We start from the raw sequence: 21494 nt of genomic DNA on the forward strand, positions 1-21494 counted from the left end.
ACGCCCGTTTCCGGATTCCCAGCAACAGGGAAAATGCTCTAACCTCAGTCTTTCAATCGCAACAAACAAAGAGGCCGCCCGTCGGGCGGCCTCTTTGTTTGTTGCGAACATGAGACATTACATGATGAGGAAGCGCTCGCGCATCAGCCGTTGGAAGCGCGGCTTCCAGATCAGGTCGTAGGCGAGCTCTTTGCCGGGGAACATCGCGAGCGCCGCGGAGCGGGCGTCAGCGATCATTTGCGAGGCGTCGTCGATGGTCAGGGTGGAGTCCTGCGCGATCACCTGCATCACCATGTTCATCATCATCTGCATGCGGCGGATCAGGCGCTGCTCTTCGAGCGCTTCTGGCGTTGGCAGAGGCTTCACGGGATCCGGTGTGACTCCTGTCGCTCCCATATCTTTTTGCATAGTAGCTCCTTTCGCCTACTTAATGAGATGCGGCGGTACCAGCGGAGATTCCACCCTCGCTCGTCAGCAGGAACGTCTCCGCGCCCTCACGGTCGGTGCGAAAGGTCTTGACGTGTGCGGCTTCAAGGCGGCCGAGCACCTCAAAGCGTGGATGCCCGAAGGTGTTGTATCGGCCGACGCTGATGACTGCCTCGCGAGGCGCGACGGCGGCCAGAAACTCCGGTGTCGTCGAAGTATTGCTGCCATGGTGGCCAACCTTCAACAGGGTCGCCGGCGCGACGCGTCCATGCTCAACCATCGCCGCTTCGCTCGGCGCTTCGGCATCGCCTTCGAGCAGGACACTGGCTTTGTTGAAGTCCAGGCGCATCACTAAAGAGTCGTTGTTCACGGCCTCGTGGGGATTCTCATAGCTCGCTTCGGGAGCGAGCACGCTGGCGTGCAGTCCTCCCCAGGGAAACGCGTAGCCCGCTCGAAACCAGCGTATGGTGACCCCAAGCTCCTGTGCCTCTTCGAGCAAGGCGTGCAGCCCCGGCGATTTGCCCGGCTGCACGCTGAGCCAGAGTTCGCGTGGACGCAGTTCGCGCAGCACCGCGGGCATGCCGCCCATGTGATCGCTGTGCGCGTGCGTCAGCAGCACCGCGTCGAGACGGCGAATGCGCCGCGACCATAGATAGGGCGCGACGACCTCCTCGCCGACGTCCCACCGGTCCGGAGACGGTACCTGCTGCCCGACGGGACCGCCTGCATCGACGAGCAGCGTGCGGCCTTCGGGGGAGATGACCAGTAGCGAGTCTCCCTGGCCAACGTCGAGCGCCGTGACCTCCAGCAGGCCGCGATGCAGCAACGGCGGCTCCGGCAGCAGCACTGCCAGTGGTATCACGGCCATGGCGGCAACACCGATCCAATGCCACCTCCGCTGCCGAGCACGCAGGGCCCAGCAGCAGAAGACGAGGGCGGCACAGGCCAGCGCGATCGCCGCAGGGGCAGGCATTGGCACGCGCAGATCGGCTAGAGCGATGTGGCCGAGATGCTCCACCAGAGCGCGTACGGTGTGCAGCAGCAGAGCGGTGGGCGCGCCGGGAATCATCGCCAGCCAACTATTGAGCAAAGCCAGACAGAACGTGAGAACCGCAACGCAGATCAGTACTGTGATCAGCGGTACGGAGATCAGATTCAGCGGCAGTGCCAGCAGTGTGGCGCGATGGAAGTAGACGGCCATTGGCAGCACCATGCAGAGCTCTACGACGACGCCGATCAGAAACGCTTCACAGGCCCAGGTCACAGCGAGCAGCAGCCATAGCGGCAGATCACGTGCGCCTTTGCCGAGCAGTTGAGCAAAGACCAAGCCGAACATGCGCAGACGCACGCGAAGTTGCGCGACCCGCGGCGGCAGAAAGGCGTCGAGCCGCACGAGCCAGAGATTATGCGTGGCTCGCTTCCAGGAGTGCAGCAGGCGATCGCTTAGCGGCAACGCAAGTCCTGCGATGGCGAGGATGACCAGGAAGGTCATCTGAAAGCCAGCCTCGAATAGCGCACGCGGATCGAACACGAGTACGGCGAGCCCTGCCACACCGAGTGCATTGAGCGCACCGCTCTCACGGGCCAGCCAGCGCGCCAGCAGATACACCGCCGTCATCCCAAGTGCACGCTGCACCGGCACGCCAAAGCCTGTGAGCAGTGCATAGCCCGTTGCTGCAACGATGGTTGTTGCAACGGCTATGCCTTCCGGCGTGCGCAGCTTGCGGAGAGCCCAGAAGAGCGCTCCTGACAGCAGCACGATGTGCAGCCCCGACACCACGAAGAGATGAAACGTGCCGGTCCGTTCGAAGCCTGCACGCAGCGTCTGGCTCAGCCGTCCACGGTCGCCGAAGAGCATTGCGCTCAGGATTGCGGCATCTTCGGCGCTGAGGTGTGCGGCTGCGGGCAGCAGGCGATTGGCGCGGGAGTGTACGAGCGTGTCGATGCGGCTCGCTGCCCATGACTGTGCGGCGTACAGGCGGCATCGCCAGTCTCGAATCGCGGCTCCGGTCTTGCGCACGCGCGCGGCCTTCACGCTGGATTGCACAGCGATGCCTTCATTGAGCAGAGCAGCCGCGTGCGACCATGCGCCGGGATCGCGATAGGTGTCCGGCACGCGCAGACGAAGCGGCAGCTCGAGCACGTCACCGCAGTCCAGCACCGGCGCATTGCCAGTGATCGTCACGCGCACTCCGCCTTGCAGTGGCCGCATGGTGGAGGTGTCCGGCGTTACATCTTCAATGGCCTGCACATCCAGATCGACGGACTCCAACGGATGTTCGTTGTCGGTCTCCCACGCGCCGGGTTCCATGCGCCACGGTTCCTGCGGCTGTTGTGGGGCAGCTTCGTTCTGCTGTGTCTCGTGGAGCAGCCGCACGCGCACCACACGCCCACGCACGATGCGGCTCAGGCCATCGGCGTAGGGGATCAGCGCTGTCTGTGGCGGAATCGCGGGTTGTATCTGCGCGCACCAGCAGCCGGCAACGATCCATAACGTGAGCGCGGGAACAATGGCGATGCGCCTGGCACGCCATTGGCTGAGGACTGCGAGCAGCAGTAACAACGCGGTCGATCCAGCAAGCAGAACGGGAGCATGCCCGCTTCGGGAGAGTATGTCTCCGAGAGCGAAACAAAGCGCGGCAACCAGCAGGGGCATCCTGCGAAAGCGCAGAGCTTCGACCGCCGGAGCGGAGTCCATCCAGAAACCTGAAGTACCTATGACCCGCATGAGAGGCGACGACTGAGTTCTGCCCAGTGTGCCATTAAAGCGGTGCTTTTGTTCTTGCTTTTCTGGTTTGTCATTCCGAGCGCAGCGAGTGAACCTGCTGTCTCCCGTTCTTCGTTTGTATCACCCAGAAAATATGTGAGCTAGAACTGGAGCGTGATTGGGCTGATGCACAAACGTCTGCGGTGCCACTGGCAAAGAACGGGAGGAAGCAGGTTCACTCGCAACGCTCGGAATGACAAGCCAGAAAGGCAAAGACAAGAACAAAGGCAAGAGCGCTGAGAACACAACCTATCGCGGTTCCACCCTACCTGCGCGCCAGCATCACAACAGTCTCCAGATGAAAGGTCTGGGGAAAGAGATCGACCAGATGCATCGCCGCAATACGATAGTCCCGCTGCAGCACAACCAGATCGCGCGCCAGCGTCGTCGGATCGCACGAGACATAGACCACGGCAGGGGCCGCGATCTTCAGCAGCAGCTCACAAGCCTCCAGTCCCGCACCCGCGCGTGGCGGATCGAGCACGATCAACGCAGGCCGTTCTCTCTGCACGACAGCGCCCCGCAGAAATTCCAGTGTCGAAGCCTGTACCGACCGGTGCTGCGAGCCAAGCTTTCCGAGACTGATGCGAAGATCGTTTGCCGCAGAGGGATTGGCTTCTACGGCGGTCACCTGCGCGAAGCTACGCGCCAGCACCCGCGAGAAAAGCCCGACGCCAGCGTACAGGTCCCAGGCAATATCACCGCTGCGTCCGTCGCAGACGAGAGGTAGTAGCTCCTCTACAAGGAAGCGATTGACCTGAAAGAAACCGCCGCGGCTTACCCAGTAGTTTTCATCGGCAACGCGATACGCAAGGCCTGCTGTTCCCCAGCTCTCTGTGAAGTTCGTATTCGCCCCACGAGCATCGCCCGTAAGAACGCCAGCCCCCGAGAGCTCCGGCACACCCTGCTGCAAGGCCTCACACAGACGAGCGAAGCTATTCTTCTTGGCAGGCTTTGCGCGTGTGCACAGCAGCGTCATCTGCAGGCGCGAAAGATCGGCGTTGCAGAAGAACTCTACTTCGTTCGCAGCCTCGAGCCATAGCTTCGCTTCACTGTTATCTTCGGAAAGCTGTAGAAGAGCCGCGGCAGCCTTCCATAGCAAGGGAGCAGCGATAGGGCATTGCGTAATGGGAAGAAACGCATTGGTTCCGCGAACGCTATACCCAACGCGAAATGCGCCCTCCACCTTGCCAAGACGAAAGCGCACGCGATTGCGGTAACCCCACGGCTCGCCCATGTGGCTTGCGATCTCCGGCAGCGCGTCGACGCCCGCGCGCTGCATGGTCTCTCTCAGGATGTCGCGCTTGATCTCAACCTGCGCCGCATACTCTGCGTGCTGATACTGGCAGCCTCCACAGCGGCCAAAGTGCGGGCAGGGTGGATCGATGCGCGTGGGTGCAGGTTCCATCACGCGCTGCAGTACGGCTTCGTTCGCCCCTGAAGGCGCATCGATCTCTGCAAGCTCTTCCGGCAGCACGAAGGGCACAAAGGCCACTGCGCCCGAGGCTCTGTGCGCAAGACCCGCACCTCCGTAAACAGCTCGCTCGATGCGAACGGTCTCTGCCATCACTCGTGCCCCATGTAGAAGAGGCTGAGGCGCGGAAGGCTGCGGGCTTCGAGCAGGCGCTTCTGCAGGAACTGCGCCTGGATCTGCCGAATCTGCACCGCGCCCATCTTCGCCCGGTATGGCGCGAGCTCACGGTCCGCCTGTTCACGCAGAGCGACGATCTCCTCTTCGGGAGCCGTGCTCATCAGTGTCGCGAAGAGTTTTTCTTCGAGCACCGTCAGCGTGCGGTCGAGCTCATCCAGAGGCATCGGAGCGGCGCTGCGCAGCACCTCCGCGAGTTCGCGCAGGCGTCGTGCAGTTTCGCCGAGTGCAGTCGAAGGAGGCTTCGCCGCGTCAACGGCCTTCGCATTCTCCTCGAGGAAGCGAGCGACGCGCTCCGTCTCGAAGCCGCTCTCGACGGCCTCCTGCGGTGCCGTCTTCACAGCGCCGGTCGCTGCTTCGGCCATATCTTCGGCAGCCTGCATGACGGCCTGCGCACACCACGCCAAGCCGTTGACCTTGCGCATGCGGCCTTTGGCCCGCTGCATTTTGGCGTCGTATTTATCGAAGGCGTCGTCAATTCCGCGCAGCGCAGCCTCGAGCGGAATCCCGGCCTCGCGCCAGGTCTCGATCAACGCCCAGTCCAGCGTGGAGAGCATCAGCAACGAGCCGCGTCTGCGGCTGAAGCGCTCTTCGATCTCCGAAAAATAATGAAAGTAATTCATAAAAGCAGGGATTAGGGATTAGGGATTAGGGATTAGGGAACATAGGTTTTCTAATCCCTAATCCCTGTTCCCTAATCCCTGCTTCACCGCCTTCTATGGCGCTCCTGGTTGCGTTCCCAGATGAGCCGCAGGCCGTTCAGAGTGAGCATCTCGTCGACCGCTCCAATGTATTTGGAGCCTCCCGCGATCAGCTTGGCGAGGCCGCCGGTGGCGATCGTTTTGGTCTCCGGGCCGAGCTCCGCGATAAACCGTTCGAGGATGCCGTCGACCAGCCCGATGTAGCCGTAGTAGAGCCCGATCTGGATGTTGTCGGTAGTGCTGGTGCCGATGATCTTTGCCGGCTTCTTAATCTCCACGCGCGTCAGCCGCGCGGCGCGCGAGAACAGTGCTTCGGCGGAGATGCCCAGCCCGGGAGCAATGGCCCCGCCCAGGAACTCGCCCTTCTTCGAGACGACATCGAAAGTCGTCGCTGTGCCCATATCGATGACGATGGTCGGGCCGCCGAGCAGCTCATAGGCTGCGACGCAGTTCACCACGCGGTCCGCTCCGACCTCGTTGGGATTGTCCGTCAGTATCGGCAGGCCGGTCTTGACGCCGGGCTCGATGAAGAGCGGCTTGATGTGGAAGTACATCTCACACACAAGCCGCAGGCTGGAGTCGAGCGGCGGCACGACGGAGGAGATGGCGATGCCGGTGACGACGTCCGGCTTCAGGCCGCGCATGGAGAACAGCGTCTGAAGCAGCACTCCCAGTTCGTCCGCCGTCTGCTTGTAAGGAGTCGTGATGCGCCAGTCCGCAACCAGTTCGTGCGGTTCGCCCTCCGAGAGACGGAAGAGGCCCACGACCGTATTGGAGTTGCCGATATCGAGTGCCAGTAGCATGGTCGCCTTTCCGCCTCGGTTGAGGTGTTATTCCCTCTCGCGAACGCCGCCCGAGAGCACCGTCCGCAGCACGCCGTCGTCGCTTGCGACGAGCAGAAACCCATGCTCGTTCAGACCGGCCGTTACGCCAGTATATCCGCCCTGTTCGGGCACCTTCACGCGTTTTCCACGCGCCCAGGTAGAGGCTTCCGCAAACCGGGTGAGCAGATCTTTTTCGCGTGGAGCCGATACGTCTTCCAGCAGCATCAACTCGTGGTCAAGGGCTCGAAGCAACGCGATCAACAGACTGCTACGCTGCAGTGGCTTGCCACTCGCGAGCCGCAGTGACGTCGCCAAAGGAGCGATCTCCTCTGGGAAGGACGGGTGATTGATGTTTATTCCCACGCCGATGACGGCATAGCGCAGAGCGGCGTTCTGGTCGCGCTCCAGCGCGGTCTCGACGAGGATGCCGACGCACTTCTTGCCGTCGAGCAGGAGATCGTTCGGCCAGCGGATGTCGGCGGTCAGTCCGGTGCACTCTCGGATGGCACGCTGTGCCGCAAGGCCGGTCGCGAGCGAGATCAGGAGTGCATCGCGCAGCGGCAGCGCGGGTTTGGTGAGGATGCTTACATACAGGCCGTCTCCCGGCGTGGAGTGCCACGTATGGCCTCCGCGCCCGCGGCCCGAGGTCTGCTCGTCCGCGACGAAGACCGTGCCTTCAGGCGCGCCTGAAGCCGCTGCTTCGAGCAACCTGGCATTGGTCGAGTCGACGGATGCGAAGTGTTGAAGCCCGCGGGCAAAGCGTGTGCCGATCAGCGCGGCGCGGATCTCCGCAACATTGAACTCTTCAGCCGAAACCATATCTTCAATGCTACAGCGATTACGCGTTGCGGGCTCAGCTCTGGATCGTCTGGGTGGTGAGTGTGCCGGTCGCGAGATCGATGGTCACGGAGTCGTCAGGGGTCTTGGTATCTGTGCCATCCGAGGCCGGATGGTACTCAAGGTGAAGCAGCTTTGTGTTGACCACAATGCGGAGATAGCCGTAGTTCTTGAAGTCGTAGCTGTTCAGCGTGACGGAATCATTGCGCTCGGGTTGTGCGAAGGCCGGCATCGGGATGGGCGTGCGCAGCGTAGGGTCGATGTTGAGCTTGGAGAGGCCGTGGCCCCCGTTTCCGACGACGTAAAACGGGATCTGGCGCGAGCCCAGGGTGCGGGTGAAGCGCTGGTAGTTGTGCGCGTGTCCTGAGAGAACCACGTGGGGCCAGACGCCGACCGCCGCGCAGACAGCGTCGATCTCCTTCAACATCACCATCGAGCCGGAGTGCTTGCCGAAGGCATAGGGAGGATGATGGACGGCGAGGATCACAGCGCCCGTGAACTTCTGCTTCTTGATGCGAGTCAGTGCGGCCGTCAGGTAGTCGATCTGGACGTCCGAGAGATTGGGGAACTTCGGCTTGCCGCTCTTGGGATCGGGGGTGGAGGAGATGACGCCGGGATTCTCCATGATGTTGCTGTAGAGGCCCAGGATGCGAACGAAGGGCGCCTCCAGCGTGAAGTAGACGCCGGGTTGGATCATTGTGGTGCGCGAGATGCCTACGGAGTCGGTGGAGTGCGCGAAGCCCGGCGTGCAGAAGTTCGCGAGGAAGGCGCTCAGCGAATCGTCCGGGTTGCCGGTACCGGCGGGCGCGGGCAGAACGATGCCGTCGTGGTTGCCGGGGATGGCAAAGATGGGTGCGGGATAGTTCCGGTAGGCGTCGTAGAACTGGTCGTAGTAGTACTTGTGCTCGCCGAAGCTGTATACGATGTCGCCGAGGTTGTAGAAGAACCGGGGTGCGGCTCCCGCTGCCTCACCGGTGAAGTCGGCGAGCAACTTGTCCACCACTTCGTTCTCGGTCTTCGGGCCCTGGGTTGCACCGGTGTCGCCTGCCGAGTGAAACACCATCTTGCCGGCGCTCTCGATGCTGGAGACGATGGCCGCGCCGCCGGGCCCGAGGGCATCGGCGAGGTTCAGGACGGGCTCAGCGACGCCAGGAACGCTGGGAAACGCCAGCGGAAGAAACTTGTGGGCCGCAATGAGAGCGTCCATCTCCTTGTAGGCCTGCGTGTCGGAGGCGTGCGCAACCTTGTACTTTGTCGGGTCCGGCGTAAAGGTGGGATCGGCAAAGATCGGCGTACCGGCGGGCGTGCCCTTGGGGGGCTGTGGCGAGAGTGTGCTCGCCACAGCCGCTGCAGTTTTCTTAACGGTTTTCTTTGCCTGAGACTTTCGTGCGGTTGCCATAGAAACTCCTCGCCGGCGCGAATACAAGTGTTCGCAGGCTAAGGGCAGGCCGCAGGCAAGTCAAAACAAAAAACCGATAAATTCGGCAGCCAGGATTAGACCGCCGGCAGCGCGTCAAGCGCGGCCTGGGCCTTGTCCTTCAGCGCACGCGTCTCGGCGGCCTGCTTCTTCAACCCTTCGACGATATGTGCCGGAGCCTTCGCCACAAAGCCCTCGTTGTTCAACTGCCGCTCTGCCGCCTGCAGGCCCTTGTCGTACTTCGCAAGGTCCTTCTCCAGGCGTTCGCGTTCGGCGACAACATCGATCTGGCGTTCGTAGATCACCGCTACATCGAAGTTGGCCGTGGCGCGCGCGCTATTGCCCGTCGGGGCCTCGTGCACCAGTTCAACGGAGCTGACGCGAGCGAGCCTGGCGAGCATGTCGGAGTTCGCATCGGCCAGCGCGGAGATGCGATTGTTCGCATGGACCTGGATCGGCGTGGCCTCTTTCTCCGGAACGCCGAGCTCTTTGCGCAGCCCGCGAACCGTGACGATGAGCTCCTGCAGCGTATTCATCGCCTCGACACTGAGGGCATCGTTGGCGAAGTCGCCAGCCTGCGGAAAGCGTGTGAGCGCGATGGACTTCGCCGGTGATTCATTGCCAACCGAGGCATAGAGCGCGTGCCAGAGCTCTTCGGTGATGAACGGCATGAAGGGCGAGAGCAGCCGTAGCGCGGCCTCGAACACGCTGACCAGCGCGCCGAGTGTGAGCGCGGTGATCTCGTTCTTTTCGGCGGTAAATTCAAGCCGCAGCTTCACGAGCTCGAGATACCAGTCGCAGAACTCGCCCCAGAAGAACTGGTAGACGGCGTTCGCGGCTTCGTCGAAGCGATAGTCCGCGAGCGAGCGCTCCACGTCAGCGCACACCGTGCTCAGGCGCGCAAAGATCCAGCGCGTCTCAAGCGGCGTCTGCTCCGGCAGCTCCAGAGAGATGGAATCGTGCGCTCCCAGCGAGACCTTGTACCCGGCTTCGTGGCCTCGTTCGATCTGCATCTGCAGGAAGCGCGCGGCGTTCCAGATCTTGTTCGCAAACGCGCGATAGCCCTCAGTGCGGGCTTCGCTGAAGGCGATGTCCGTTCCCGGCGAAGCCTGCGAGGCAAGCGTGAATCGGACTGCATCCGTTCCGTACTTTGTGACGACTTCGATGGGATCGATGACGTTGCCCTTGGTCTTGGACATCTTCTGCCGATCGGCATCGCGCACCAGCGCGTGGATGTAGACCTCGCGAAAAGGCACGGCATCGGCGAGTGTGCGTTGCGAGCCGTCAGGCATCGGCACATCGAGCATGAAGTGGCAGCCCAGCATGATCATGCGGGCGACCCAGAAGAACAGAATGTCGAAGCCCGTAACGAGAAGCTGTGTCGGATAGAAGGCTGCAAGATCAGGTGTGAGCTTATCGCTTCCGTCCCAGCCGAAGACGGTGAAGGGCAGCAGGCCCGACGAGAACCAGGTATCGAGCACGTCGGTCTCCTGTACCAGCTTCGCGCCGCCGCACCTGGTGCAATCAGTGGGCGTCTCGCGCGAGACGTTGATCGCACCGCAATCGCCGCAGTGCCACGCAGGGATGCGGTGTCCCCACCAGAGCTGCCGCGAGATGCACCAGTCGTGGATGTTCTTCATCCACTCGCCGTAGGTCTTGCGGTAGTTGTCGGGCGTGAACTTGATGTAGCCCTTGTCCACCGCTTCAATGGCCTTGTCGGCGAGTGGCTGGATCTTGAGGAACCATTGCATGGAGAGCCGCGGCTCGATGATCGCGCCGGTACGCTGCGAGACGGGCAGCGTCAGGGTGTGGTCCTTGATGGTCACGAGATGCCCCGCGGCTTCAAGGTCGGCGACGATGCGTTTGCGGGCCTCGAAGCGGTCGAGGCCGTCGTAGGGCGAGCCTTCGAGCTTGATGTGCGCCCGCTCGTCCATGATGTTGGGCGAGGGCAGATTGTGCCGCTGGCCGATCGCGAAGTCGTTCGGGTCATGCGCAGGCGTGACCTTCACCGCGCCGGTGCCGAACTCAGGATTGGCCCAGTCATCGGCGACAACGGGAATCTCTCTGCCGACCAGGGGAAGAATTAGATTTTTGCCGAGGAACGCCGTGTAACGTTCGTCCGTTGGGTTCACGGCAACGGCGACGTCGCCGAGCATCGTCTCGGGGCGAGTGGTCGCGATGACGAGGGAGCCGGAGCCATCTGCCAGATCGTAGCGAATGTGGAAGAGCGAGCCTGCACGCTCTTCAGACTCTACCTCGAGATCGCTGACCGCGGTCTGAATCTGCGGGTCCCAGTTGACGATGTACGCGCCGCGATAGATCAGCCCCTGCTCGTACAGACGCACGAAGCTCTCCTTCACGGCACGGCTCAGGCGCTCGTCCATCGTGAAGTACTCGCGCGACCAGTCGACGCTCGCGCCGAGCCGCCGCATCTGGTCGGTGATCGCGCTGCCGTACTGTTCCTTCCACTTCCAGACGCGTTCGGTGAAGGCCTCGCGCCCCAGTTGCTGGCGCGTCGTCGTGCCTTCGGCGGCGAGCTGCCGCTCGACCATCATCTGCGTCGCGATGCCCGCGTGATCCGTGCCCGGAACCCACACGGAGGTGTCGCCGCGCATGCGGTGCCAGCGCGTGAGGATGTCCATCTCCGTCTGGTTGAGCATGTGGCCCATGTGCAGCCGGCCGGTGACGTTGGGCGGGGGCAGCAGTTGCACGAAGGTCTTGTCTGGGTCGGCTTCGCCTGCGGGGGTGGCGACATCGAACAGCCGCTCTTCCACCCAGAACTTCGCCCACTTCTCTTCAATCGACGACGGATCGTATGCCTTTGGCAGTTCCTGATTCATAAGCTTTAAGCGTAGCAGGAGGAGGACAGAGTGTAGAGGAATAGAGCGTAGAGGATAGAGAAAACAAAAGAGCGGCGCTGAATACGATCATTCAGCGCCGCCCCCTTATTCGCTCTACTCTCTATCCTCTACACTCTGCTTCTTAGAGCGGGTTCAGCTTGTCCAGACCCTTCTTCTTCTTGTGGGTGCTGGAGCTTTCGTCATCCTTGTCGAAGGGCTGCTTGGGATTCTTCTTCTTCCCGTTCTTCCCGGTCGTCGCCGTCTGTGCCGCCGGTTGTGCCGGCGCACCCTTCAGCTCGTTTACCTGGTCGGGAGCCTCGGCTGGCTTTTCGATAGGCGGCAGAGCAGCCGTGTCCTTCGGTCCGGCAGTAGGCAGTCCGTTGTTGGGGTCGGGAGCTCCCGTCGCCGCAGGCAGATTGCTTACGGGAGACGTGCTCACTCCAGGAGTCAGCACTTCAACTCCCAGGCCTGTACCCGTGGGTCCGCTACGGGCTGGGGCGGCTTCCATCGTGTTCGTAGTGCTGTCGTGAGCGGCCTCGCCTGGTGCGGGAACGTCGGAGAGGGTAGGCGGCGCGGCAGCGGCTGAAGGCTCCGGTGTGGCGGCTGGAGCGGCGCTGTCGGTCGCTGGAGCGGCTGTAATAGGAGTCTTGGCTGCATCGGCAGCGGCTGCTGCTGCAGGATTGAGTGCGCCCGCATAGCTGACCAGCATCTGCTTGATGACCTGCGGAGCTGTGGTGATTGCCGCATCGTCCAGCGGAGGATCGCCCGCACGTGCTGCGGGGACCGTATCCGGCTTATGCAGGATCAGCAACTGGAGACGGCGGGACATCGTGTACTGTGCACGGCTGTTCTCGAGGGCTTCGCTGGCCGCGACCTGTTCCGGGGTCGGTTCCGGAATCGGCAGGTTCATGGCGGCGAGCCGCTCTTTGGCGTCTTCCACATGTGGCGCAGCCGAGTGCTCCAGAACCACTGTCCGGTAGGCGGTTGCGGCCTTGCCGTCATACTCCTGCAGAAGCTTGGCGCGCGCTGCTTCCGGCAGGGTCTGCGAGCGGATGATGTGGGCCTGGGCCGCATAGGCATCGCCGAGTCCGATCAGGGCGTCGTCCATGTGGCTGTACTGCGGGTAGGTGTCGATCACGGTCTGGTAGCGAGCGATCGTTGCTGCCCAGTTCTCGTGCGAGGCGTAGAACGCGCCCAGCTCGGCCTCACGCGTGGCCATTACTTCCTGGACCTCACGCAGCTTCTGGCGTACCTCTTCCAGCAGCTTGGGGGGAGCATCGCGATACTGCCGCAGCATGGTGCGGTAAGCTTCCTCGGCCTTCAGAGCCTTGGTGTAGTCGCGATCCGGAACGTCCATCTGCTTCAGATAGATGTCACCGACGCGCATCTGGGCCTCGGCGGCTTCGGGTACGTTCGGGAAGAAGGTGATGAAGTCGGTATATTCCTGCTCGGCCTGGGCCAGGGCGGCTGAACCGCCTTCGCGGTAGAAGCTATCGGCGACGGCCAGCTTGGCGCGCATCTGGTACTGCGAGTCAGGATAGGTGTTCAACAGCGTCTGCAGGTCGAGACGGGCTACATCGTAGTGGCCGCTCTTGGACTGGGCCAGCGCCTTGTCGTAGAGCTGCTTGTCCGGCAACTGCGCGTCTTTGCTGAGCTGCGGCTGGAGCTTCGTGTCACGCTTGATCACCGCGCGGGTGTCTTTGCCCTGTTTGACGCGATCGGCCTTGGCCACCTTCTCGTGCTTCTTTTTCTTGTCGGGGGTATTGCTGAGCGTAGCGCTGGTCGCCTGAGCGCCGTCGGTAGCCTGCGCGGGAGCGGTCGTAGCAGGCTCGGTTGTCTGCGGCGTCGCCGCTGCCGGTGCTGCTTCCTGAGCCACAAGGGCAAGAGACGGGGACAGCATCGCTGCTACTGCCAGCCCGGCCATCCATCCAGCCCGGCGGCTCGTGAAAAAACTTCCAAACCCTGTACGCATTGCAACTCCATCCGCCCACAGCGATGCTGCGGGAACTGCCTTTTATTCTAGTGCAGTTTCACCGTTACTGGCCTCGGGAGAGCCGTGCCGGATGGTTTTCAGGGGAAGAAACCGGGCAAACCTCTCTCTTTTCAGCCGATCTGCTGTGAACTGCTCTATCTGCCCGCGCGGGGAACCCGGCGGGGGAGCGTCTTCTTGCCTGGGCGGGGGACTGCTTTCACCCTTGTTGTTTTCTCTCCCGCAGCTTTACGTGCGATACGAAGGAACTCACGGGCATTCTTTTCGGTCTTGCCCTTCTCAAAGATCGCCGAGCCGGCCACGAGCATGTCCGCTCCTGCTTCGACGACGCTCGCCACCGTATCGTGAGCGACCCCGCCATCGACCTCGATGCGAAAGTTCAGCCCCATCTCCTCCCGCAGGCGGCGCAGGTGCGCGATCCGCTCGACAGAGCGCGGCAGGAACTTCTGCCCCCCGAAGCCGGGGTTCACGCTCATCACGAGCACGTGGTGCACCATCGGCAGCACTTCAATGAGCATCTCCACCGGCGTCGCCGGGTTGATGACGACGCCCGCGCCCATGCCGTGGTCGATGATGTGCTGCAGGGTGCGGTTCAGGTGGCGGCACACTTCCACGTGCACGCTGACCATATTCGCCCCGGCTTCAGCAAACGCCGGGATGAACTGGTCGGGGTCCTCGATCATCAGATGGCAATCGAGCGGCAGTTTGGTGACGGGGCGGATCGCCTTCACGACCGGAGGCCCGAAGGTAATGTTGGGCACGAAGTGGCCGTCCATCACGTCGACGTGGACGATGGTGCCGCCGCCACGCTCAGCGCGCGCGATCTCGTCCGCAAGATGTGCGAAGTCCGCCGCCAGAATCGAAAATGCTAACTCAATCACAATGTTTCTCCCGCTTGCCGGAATCTTTCAAGATTACCAGCCTCGCGTATCGTGACTGAAGCTTTGCGCATGAGGGTGTGGCCGTAGAGGCCAGGGGCTACCACTCAGGGATGCGTCGAGTCGCGAGACACGAGAGTCGAGATACGAGCTGATTCCTCGTCTCTCGCAACTCATATCTCGTAACTCGAAGCAAACAGAAGAACACCACGGATGCCAGCTTCTATGACCCCGCCGTCTCCCGATTGCTGGATGAAATCATGCGGGCGCTGAACGCGCTGAGTACGCTCAGGGCAATGGAGATCAGGATGATATCGCGGTACCCGGACAGGAAGGCTTCGTTGATCGCTCGCCTTACTCGCGGGTCACCGGTCTCGGCTCCCGCGAGTTTCGGGCGTTCACGGTTGATGCTTTGCAGGGCTTCGGACGAGAGCGCCAGATGGTCAAGGCTGTGAGTGAGAGCCCGATTGAACCCGAACGACAAGACCAGGCCGAAGACTGCGACCGCTAAGAGTCCGGCAATTCGTGAAACGGCGTTGTTGACTCCCGAAGCCACACCCGCTTCGCTGTCGGGAACGGATTCCATCACGGCTGTAGTGAGCGGAGCTACGCTGATCGCCATCCCCAGTCCAAGCGTCAAGATGGCCGGGAAGAGTGTCGTCCAATAGGACTGGCCGATGCCGCCTCTCAGCATGAGCGCATAGCCTGCCGCTGCTATAAGCGGTCCGATCGTCAGAGGTGTCCTTGCCCCATAGCGTGCGATCAATCCACCGGACCAGCGGGACAGTAGAAAGATTAAGAGAATCAGCGGCAGCAGCGCGCCTCCCGCCTGGGTCGCGGAGTAGTGCTGGACCTGGATGAGATCGAGTGGGAGAAAGAAGAGCAGGCCGCTCAAAGCCGCATACAGGAAAAAGGTAAGCAGGTTGGCCCCGCTGAAGTCTTTCGAGCGGAATAGCTTCAGGGAGACCATGGGAGCTGGGGAGTGCGCCTCAAGCAGTAAGAAGGCGGCGAGCGCGCCAACCCCGGCAACGCCCATCGCCCACACGATACGGCCACCGTGTGGAGCTTCGATCAGCGCGTAGGTTGTCGCTCCCAGGCCAATGGTTGCCAGCGAGGCTCCTCGCCAATCCAGAATCCGGCTGGCCTCTTGATTGCGGCTCTCTGCGACATAACGCAGCGTCAACGCCACAACGACAACCGCCAGAGGGAGATTGATAAAGAAGACCCACCGCCAGGAGCCATGCTGGACCAGCCAGCCTCCCAAAACCGGACCGATCGCCGCCGTAATGGCTGTAAAGCCCGACCACGTGCCGATGGCGCGGCCTCGTTCGCTTGCCGGAAAGGACGAACTGATGATGGCTAGACTTCCCGGTATCAATAGCGCTGCGCCGACTCCCTGGAAGGCTCGCGCAAGAATCAGAAACTCAATCGAAGAAGCGAATCCGCACCACGCTGAACCAGCAGCAAAGACCAGCACGCCTGAGACAAAGATCCTTCGGCGACCGTAGAGGTCACCGAGTGAGCCTCCCAGCAGAAGCAGCGAAGCGAGCAGAAGCGCATAGGACTCCACGACCCATTGAAGATCACTCGCGGTCGCGTGCAGAGCACCCTGCACTGCTGGAAGTGCGACATTGACGACTGTCCCATCGATGAAGGCCATGCTCGATCCGAGAATGGTCGCAACCAGAACCCCTCGTCCGACAGCGGCCGAGGGTGTTTTCGAGGAAGCGTGCATCGTCGCCCTCCAGAGGGACACGAGGATCATCTTACCGATCCGTTACCCGAAGCGATGCTCCGAGTCGCGAGATACGAGAATTGAGATACGAGTCCTTACTCGCCTCTCGCAACTCATCTCTCGCAACTCGACGCCAAGAGGCAGGAACCAGAAGGACGCCGCGCCCTTGCGGCTTATCGACCGGCAAGGTACAAATGCCGACATGAGCGGAAAAGACAAGATCAGGTTTGGCATCATTGGCAGCGGCGGCATCGCGCGTCGCTTCGCCCTCAGCATGCAGCATACGGAGAACGCCTGTGTCTCCGCCGTGTGGGGACGCAACGAAGCGACCGTGGCCGCCCTGGCTGAAGCCGGCAATGCCGAGGTGTGCCTGACGCTGGACGCACTCTTCGACAGATGCGATGCCGTTTATATCGCTACCCTGCCGGACACGCATGAGCCATTTGCGCTGGCCGCCCTGGAGGCGCGCAAACCGGTGCTATGTGAGAAGCCGTTGATGCGAAGCAGCGAAGAACTGGATCGGGTGCTGGTCGCGGCTCGCGAAAACAACCAGCTTTTTATGGAGGCGATGAAGCCTCCTTTCTTTCCGCTTCACCGCTCGTTGCGCGAGCATCTGGAAAAAGATCCCATCGGCAATGTGCAGTATGTGCAGTCGGGATACTGCGATGCGCGTGTGTCGCAGTATCATCCTTCGTGGCGGGCCGATCTGCACGGAGGCGCCTTGCAGGGTATCGGCGTCTACCAGGCGTGGCTGGCCGTGGAGTGGCTTGGGCCAGCCTCGTCTATCGCGACCATTGGTCGCATGCAGAACGGTGTAGACGCCTTTGCCTTTGTGCAGGTGGAGCATCAGCGCGGATTTTCGCAGCTTCACTGCGGCATGGGACTCTCGTCCCCCGGTGAAGCAACGCTCTGCGCGGAGGGCGGCCATGTGTCCCTGCATGCGCCCTGGTGGAACCCCGTACGGGCCACCATCCGGTATAAGGACGGTCGCACGGTCACACTGGACGAGCCCTTTGCGGGAGGCGGGCTTCAGTATGAGGTGGATCATTTCTGTCAGTTGCTGCGCACGGATATGAAGATGAGTCCTGTACTGACGCATACTATCTCTCGCGACGTGATGCACATTCTCGATGCGGCGCGCGCGCAGGTGATGGCTTCGCAACTTCATCGAGGATAGACGCATGATGGGCGGCCACAGAGGCTCGGGAACTACCGAAAAGATGCTCCGAGCCAGCGAGACACGAGATACGAGTCATTACTCGCCTCTCGCAACTCATCTCTCGCTACTCGAAGCAAAACCGAAGGATGCCAGGAAGATCTATTACCCGATATCTGTCGGCGTCACGCTCTTGCGCGAGCGGCTGCGCTTCGGCAGCACCGGCACAACGCGTTCCACGCCCTCGCGGCCCGGGTGAATCACCTTCGTCTTCAAGTTCTTCGCGGCCTCGCGATCGACGGACTGCAACTCACCCGGAGGCCCGAGCACAATCCGCGCGGCTCCGTTCAGGATGCGGCGTATGGGCCAGGCGCCATCGGCGTTCGGCAGAAAGACCTCACCTGCACGCTGCTTTTCGGGCCGGTAGTACCAGCGCCGAAAGAGCGAGAGCGAATCGCAGCGCTCGTTGATCTCCGCCTCGCCCGCAGAGTCTGCGCGTTCCGCGAGCCGCTGCAATACTTCGCGCGCACGGTCCTCGGGAGAGAGCGTCGCGGTCTTCATGGCAGCCGGAGCTTCGGGCACGGAAGCAGGCTCATCGAGCGGGACGGCCGAAAGCATCAGCGGTTGTGCGAACAGGGAGCTTCCCACAGCTGTCTGCTCGCGTACCGCACGAACACCCAGAGTCGACAACGGCTCCGGCCCAACGATCCTTCCCCGCTCCAGCAGAAAGACTGCGGCCTCCTCAAGCTTCTCTCCCGCGCGTGGCGCAGCCTCCTGTAGGACAACAGCACGCAGCTCCGCGACCGGACGTACCAGCTCGTCGACCAGTAGGGAAGCAGCCTTCACGCGCTCCCATTGCTTGTGCAGAGCGGCTGCCTCCTCGAAGTCCATGGCCTCGCTGGCTTTCTCGCGCTGCTCGGCAACCTCCGCCAGCATCGACTCGCCGCTCGTGGCGAAGAACCGGAAGACACGCTGGGCTTCAGCGGCGTACTCTTCGGCGGAGCACGCCAGCTTGCAGGGCTCCATGCACTTCTTCATCTCGCCGTAGACGCAGCCGGGATGCTCCGGATAGGGCTGCAGGTCTTCATAGCAGCGCCGCAGCTTGAAGAGATCGAGCACCGCGTCGCAGTAGCGTTCCGCCGCCGCTCGCGAAGGGAAGGGGCCGAAGGTCTCCGCGAGGGCCCGCTTGCTCAGGCGATTGGTCGAGTAGGCCCGTGGATGCTGGTGCGTCATGGTCACGCGCAGGAAGTAAGGAGGATGCAGCCGCAGTCGCCGCCGTGCCTCTTCGGCCCCGTAGACTGCACGCGATGCGCAGTAGAGCACCAATGCGGACTCGAACTCCGAGCCCGTTGCCGTCCACTCGATCCAGCGGACTTTTTCACGCAGGTTGAGGCGCTTGGAAAGAACCGGGCGGCCCTGTTCATCGACCGCTTCCGGGGGAGCGAGCAATCGCCGCAATCTTCTGCGCAGATCCGCCGCGCGCGTGAGGTAAGGCTCATCGCCTTCGCGTTCGCCACGCAGGGCGAACACGCCAGGAGCTGCGGGAACGTTGCGCAGAATCTCATCGGCGTTGGCCGGGAGAAACTCGATGCGATGGCTGAAATTAAAGTCCGCGCTCACAGCGAGAATTGTAGCCGGGGTGAAGCTGCCTTTGCTTTTTTGCTTTTGCCTTTCTGGTTTGTCATTCCGAGCGCAGCGAGCGAATCTGCTTTCTCCCGTTCTTTGCCAGAGCCGTCACCGAGGTATGCGCCAGTACAAACGATGCCCGCGAGTGTGGCGAGTTGTTCCTTCGCCGAACTGTGGAGATATTCTAAATAGCGCGAAGCGCAAACCGTGACGCTTTAGCGTCGCGGGTCGGAGGGAGCCGTGGCCTTTAGGCTACGGAATTAAGGGTAGGCAGGAATCGGGCTTCAGCCCCGGGCTTTTTGCCGGGAGCGGAACGAAGGCCCAGGCTTAAAAGCCACATTCGTGCCAGGCACTGAATTCAATGGCCTAATCGTTCGAAGGCTGCTCCACGTGGTCGACCACGAACACATCGGTATCCGCCTTGGTCAGCTGCAACTTCAATCCAAGCTGTTCTTTGATCGCTGTAAATAAACCAGGAACTCCAGACATGTCCTGCGGTAAATCGCCAGACTTGCCGTCTGCCCGAAAATTATCAGGTGTCCACCGCAGTACAAGATCAAAATGCCCGGCAATGCCCGTCTGATCAACCACAGGCCGATCAAGTGCGAAACGCTGCAGGAACGTCGCGAAGTTGGCCATCGTTGCATTTCCTGCCTGCAGTTCGCCGCGTGGGTCATAGCCGACTGCCGGGATGCCGTTGGGATCGGCAGTGCTCTTCGTGAGCTTGGGCGAATCTGTTGTCTTCAACAGTGCATAGACCGAAAGATTCTTTTGCTCGCGATGCATCACCAGATGAAAGCGCTCCGTCAGCAGAGTCCGCATCATCGCCTTCATCTGATCGGAGCTCGGCCGGTTCTCTGTCTCGGGGTCGGCAAGAATATCGAACTTATCTGTCCGCAGCCACGCCGGGCCTCCCACCACCTGGTCCGGATGAACGTTATACGCATACTTGAAGACGTCAATGAACGTCGTGCCTTCAGTCACAAAACGATTACCGCGAATCTGCGTAAGCGCCACCGCGTCCGGTTTGCTCGGTTTGATGGTCGCAACCGCAAACTTTTGGGGTGCTTCAGGAGTTTGCTGCGCTGGCAACAATCCACAAGCAAGGAAGCAGAACGATAAAAGAAGCGTATTCCGCATCGAACCTCCTTGCTTGCATCCTGCACCATCCTGAGCTGGAGGGGATACGGAAGACAAAGGCAAAAGCCTTAGCTTCCCGCCACCGTCATGCCTTCAACCCGCACTGTCGGCACCGCGCCGCTGCCGCGAAACTCCAGGTCATTCCCAATCGCCGACACACTGCGGAACATATCCTTCAAATTTCCCGCAATCGTGATCTCTTCGACTGGATATGCGAGCTCGCCATTCTCGATCCACAACCCGCTCACGCCCAGCGAGTAGTCGCCGGTGACAAGGTTCACGCCGGTGCCCATCGTCTGCAGCACGTAGAGCCCCGAGGGCACATCGCCGATGATCTGCTCCGGCGTCGCCGTTCCCGGCTCAAGAAAGTAGTTGCCGCCGCCGATACCCGGAGCGCCTGCGAGTCCCCGTGAGGCCTTGTGAGTCGTCTGCATGCCGAGCTTGCGCGCGGTGTAGGTGTTCAGCATCAGCTCTTTCAGCACGCCGCGTTCGATCACCACGGTGCGGCGTGTCGGAAGGCCGTCGCCGTCGAAGGGCGAGGTGCCAAAGCCGCCCACGCGCAGCGTGCTGCCGTCAGCCAATGCGTGATCGAAGACCATCGTGCCGTCATCGACCATCGTGATATTTTCGCCCGCAACCTGCTCGCCGAGCTTACCCGCGAACATCGACGCGTTGCGATAGATCGCGTCGCCGTCGGCCGCGTTCAGCAGGTTGCCCATCAGCCCTCGCGCGGTCTCCGGCGCAAAGACGACAGAGCACTTCTGCGTAGGAACGCGTCGCGCGCCGAGTCTCCGCAGCGCACGCTTGGCGGCGATGATGCCGATCTCTTCCGGCGAATCGAGCAGCTTCGCGCTGCGTGCGCTCGAGTACCAGGAGCCGCCCTGCATCGCTCCGCTCGCATCCTGTGCGATAGGCGCTGCCGAGAAGCCGCAGTAGCTGCGGCGATACTCGCCGGCAAAGCCTCGCGAGTTCACCATCACCTGCCGCGCGTTCGAGGCGTCGAAGTCCGCGCCCCTGGAGTTCTGGATGCGGGTGTCGAAGCCCATCGCGGCGGCTTCACACCGGCGGGCGATGTCGATGCGCTCGGCGGCGGGAATGTCGTGCACGTCGTCGAAGTAGAGTGCCAGTTCGTCGACGTTCTGCGAGCCAAAGGCCTCACGCTCGGGCAGGCCCGCAAAGGGATCGATGCCTGTAACCTTGGCGAGTTCCACCGCGCCGCGCACCAACTGCTCCAGGCCTTCACGTGAGAGGTCCGAGGTCGAGGTGCTGGCCGTGCGTTGTCCGCCCTGGGAGGGGAAGAAAACACGCAGCCCAAGCGCTCGCGAGCCTGACTCCGTGAGCTGCTCCACCTGTCCCAGGCGGATGTTGACGGAGAACTCTTCGCTCTCAAAGCCAACGGCTTCGGCGTCGGTCGCACCCGCCTGGAGCGCGCGTGCGACAATGTCGGCAGCCAGGCTCTGCCACTCTGTCTTCGAATCTGTTTCGGTAGCCAATGTATCTTCCTGCCTG

General features: G+C 61.9%; 15 protein-coding genes. 1 reads left to right on the forward strand and 14 read right to left on the reverse strand.

Features of this window, described 5'->3' with window-relative positions; translation table 11 throughout:
- Window positions 1-117: 117 nt before the first annotated feature.
- The 11 genes from HDF15_RS07570 to HDF15_RS07620 all read right to left on the reverse strand — a co-directional run bounded on the left by HDF15_RS07570 (window position 118) and on the right by HDF15_RS07620 (window position 16063).
- Entirely contained in the window at window positions 118-408 is a 291-nt protein-coding gene (locus HDF15_RS07570; protein ID WP_184254249.1) for a hypothetical protein, read from the reverse strand.
- Window positions 409-427: 19 nt separating this feature from the next.
- Window positions 428-3124 (reverse strand): DNA internalization-related competence protein ComEC/Rec2, encoded by a 2697-nt coding sequence (locus HDF15_RS07575; protein WP_184254251.1) that lies wholly within the window; start codon window positions 3122-3124, stop codon window positions 428-430.
- 334 nt (window positions 3125-3458) lie between these two features.
- Window positions 3459-4760, reverse strand: coding sequence for a 23S rRNA (uracil(1939)-C(5))-methyltransferase RlmD (gene rlmD / locus HDF15_RS07580; protein WP_184254253.1), 1302 nt, complete (start codon window positions 4758-4760; stop codon window positions 3459-3461).
- Window positions 4760-5464 carry a hypothetical protein gene (locus HDF15_RS07585; protein WP_184254255.1) on the reverse strand — a complete coding sequence of 235 codons (705 nt, stop codon included), beginning with the start codon at window positions 5462-5464 and terminating at the stop codon, window positions 4760-4762. Before HDF15_RS07585 ends, rlmD begins: the two co-directional genes overlap by 1 nt.
- 83 nt (window positions 5465-5547) lie before the next feature.
- Window positions 5548-6345 carry a type III pantothenate kinase gene (locus HDF15_RS07590; RefSeq protein ID WP_184254257.1) on the reverse strand — a complete coding sequence of 266 codons (798 nt, stop codon included), beginning with the start codon at window positions 6343-6345 and terminating at the stop codon, window positions 5548-5550.
- Window positions 6346-6372: 27 nt separating this feature from the next.
- Complete coding sequence (locus HDF15_RS07595) at window positions 6373-7185, reverse strand: biotin--[acetyl-CoA-carboxylase] ligase (protein WP_184254259.1); 813 nt, start codon at window positions 7183-7185, stop codon at window positions 6373-6375.
- Window positions 7186-7219: 34 nt separating this feature from the next.
- The gene (locus tag HDF15_RS07600) at window positions 7220-8602 is read right to left on the reverse strand and encodes a metallophosphoesterase (protein ID WP_184254261.1); all 1383 of its coding nucleotides are present in this window, start codon (window positions 8600-8602) and stop codon (window positions 7220-7222) included.
- 95 nt (window positions 8603-8697) lie between these two features.
- Window positions 8698-11460: a valine--tRNA ligase gene (locus HDF15_RS07605; protein WP_184254263.1), complete on the reverse strand. Its 2763-nt coding sequence runs from the start codon at window positions 11458-11460 to the stop codon at window positions 8698-8700.
- 142 nt (window positions 11461-11602) lie between these two features.
- Entirely contained in the window at window positions 11603-13432 is a 1830-nt protein-coding gene (locus HDF15_RS07610) for an outer membrane protein assembly factor BamD (protein WP_184254265.1), read from the reverse strand.
- Between the two features lie 155 nt (window positions 13433-13587).
- Window positions 13588-14331 (reverse strand): ribulose-phosphate 3-epimerase, encoded by a 744-nt coding sequence (rpe, locus tag HDF15_RS07615; RefSeq protein WP_184254267.1) that lies wholly within the window; start codon window positions 14329-14331, stop codon window positions 13588-13590.
- A 220-nt stretch (window positions 14332-14551) separates the two neighbouring features.
- A complete protein-coding gene (locus tag HDF15_RS07620; protein ID WP_184254269.1) occupies window positions 14552-16063 on the reverse strand; it encodes an MFS transporter in 1512 nt (503 codons plus the stop codon).
- A gap of 202 nt (window positions 16064-16265) precedes the next feature.
- Between HDF15_RS07620 and HDF15_RS07625 the strand changes: the two genes are divergently transcribed.
- Complete coding sequence (locus HDF15_RS07625) at window positions 16266-17240, forward strand: Gfo/Idh/MocA family protein (RefSeq protein ID WP_184254271.1); 975 nt, start codon at window positions 16266-16268, stop codon at window positions 17238-17240.
- Between the two features lie 144 nt (window positions 17241-17384).
- Here the strand turns inward: HDF15_RS07625 and HDF15_RS07630 are convergent, their stop codons facing one another.
- From HDF15_RS07630 to HDF15_RS07640, 3 genes are all read right to left on the reverse strand, one after another.
- On the reverse strand, window positions 17385-18839 hold the full coding sequence (locus tag HDF15_RS07630; protein WP_184254273.1) for an excinuclease ABC subunit C: 1455 nt from the start codon (window positions 18837-18839) through the stop codon (window positions 17385-17387).
- 372 nt (window positions 18840-19211) lie between these two features.
- Complete coding sequence (locus HDF15_RS07635) at window positions 19212-19985, reverse strand: TIGR03435 family protein (RefSeq protein ID WP_184254275.1); 774 nt, start codon at window positions 19983-19985, stop codon at window positions 19212-19214.
- Between the two features lie 68 nt (window positions 19986-20053).
- On the reverse strand, window positions 20054-21478 hold the full coding sequence (locus HDF15_RS07640; protein ID WP_184254277.1) for a TldD/PmbA family protein: 1425 nt from the start codon (window positions 21476-21478) through the stop codon (window positions 20054-20056).
- Window positions 21479-21494 lie beyond the last annotated feature (16 nt).

This window comes from Granulicella mallensis (assembly GCF_014203225.1).
Lineage (GTDB): Bacteria > Acidobacteriota > Terriglobia > Terriglobales > Acidobacteriaceae > Granulicella > Granulicella mallensis_A.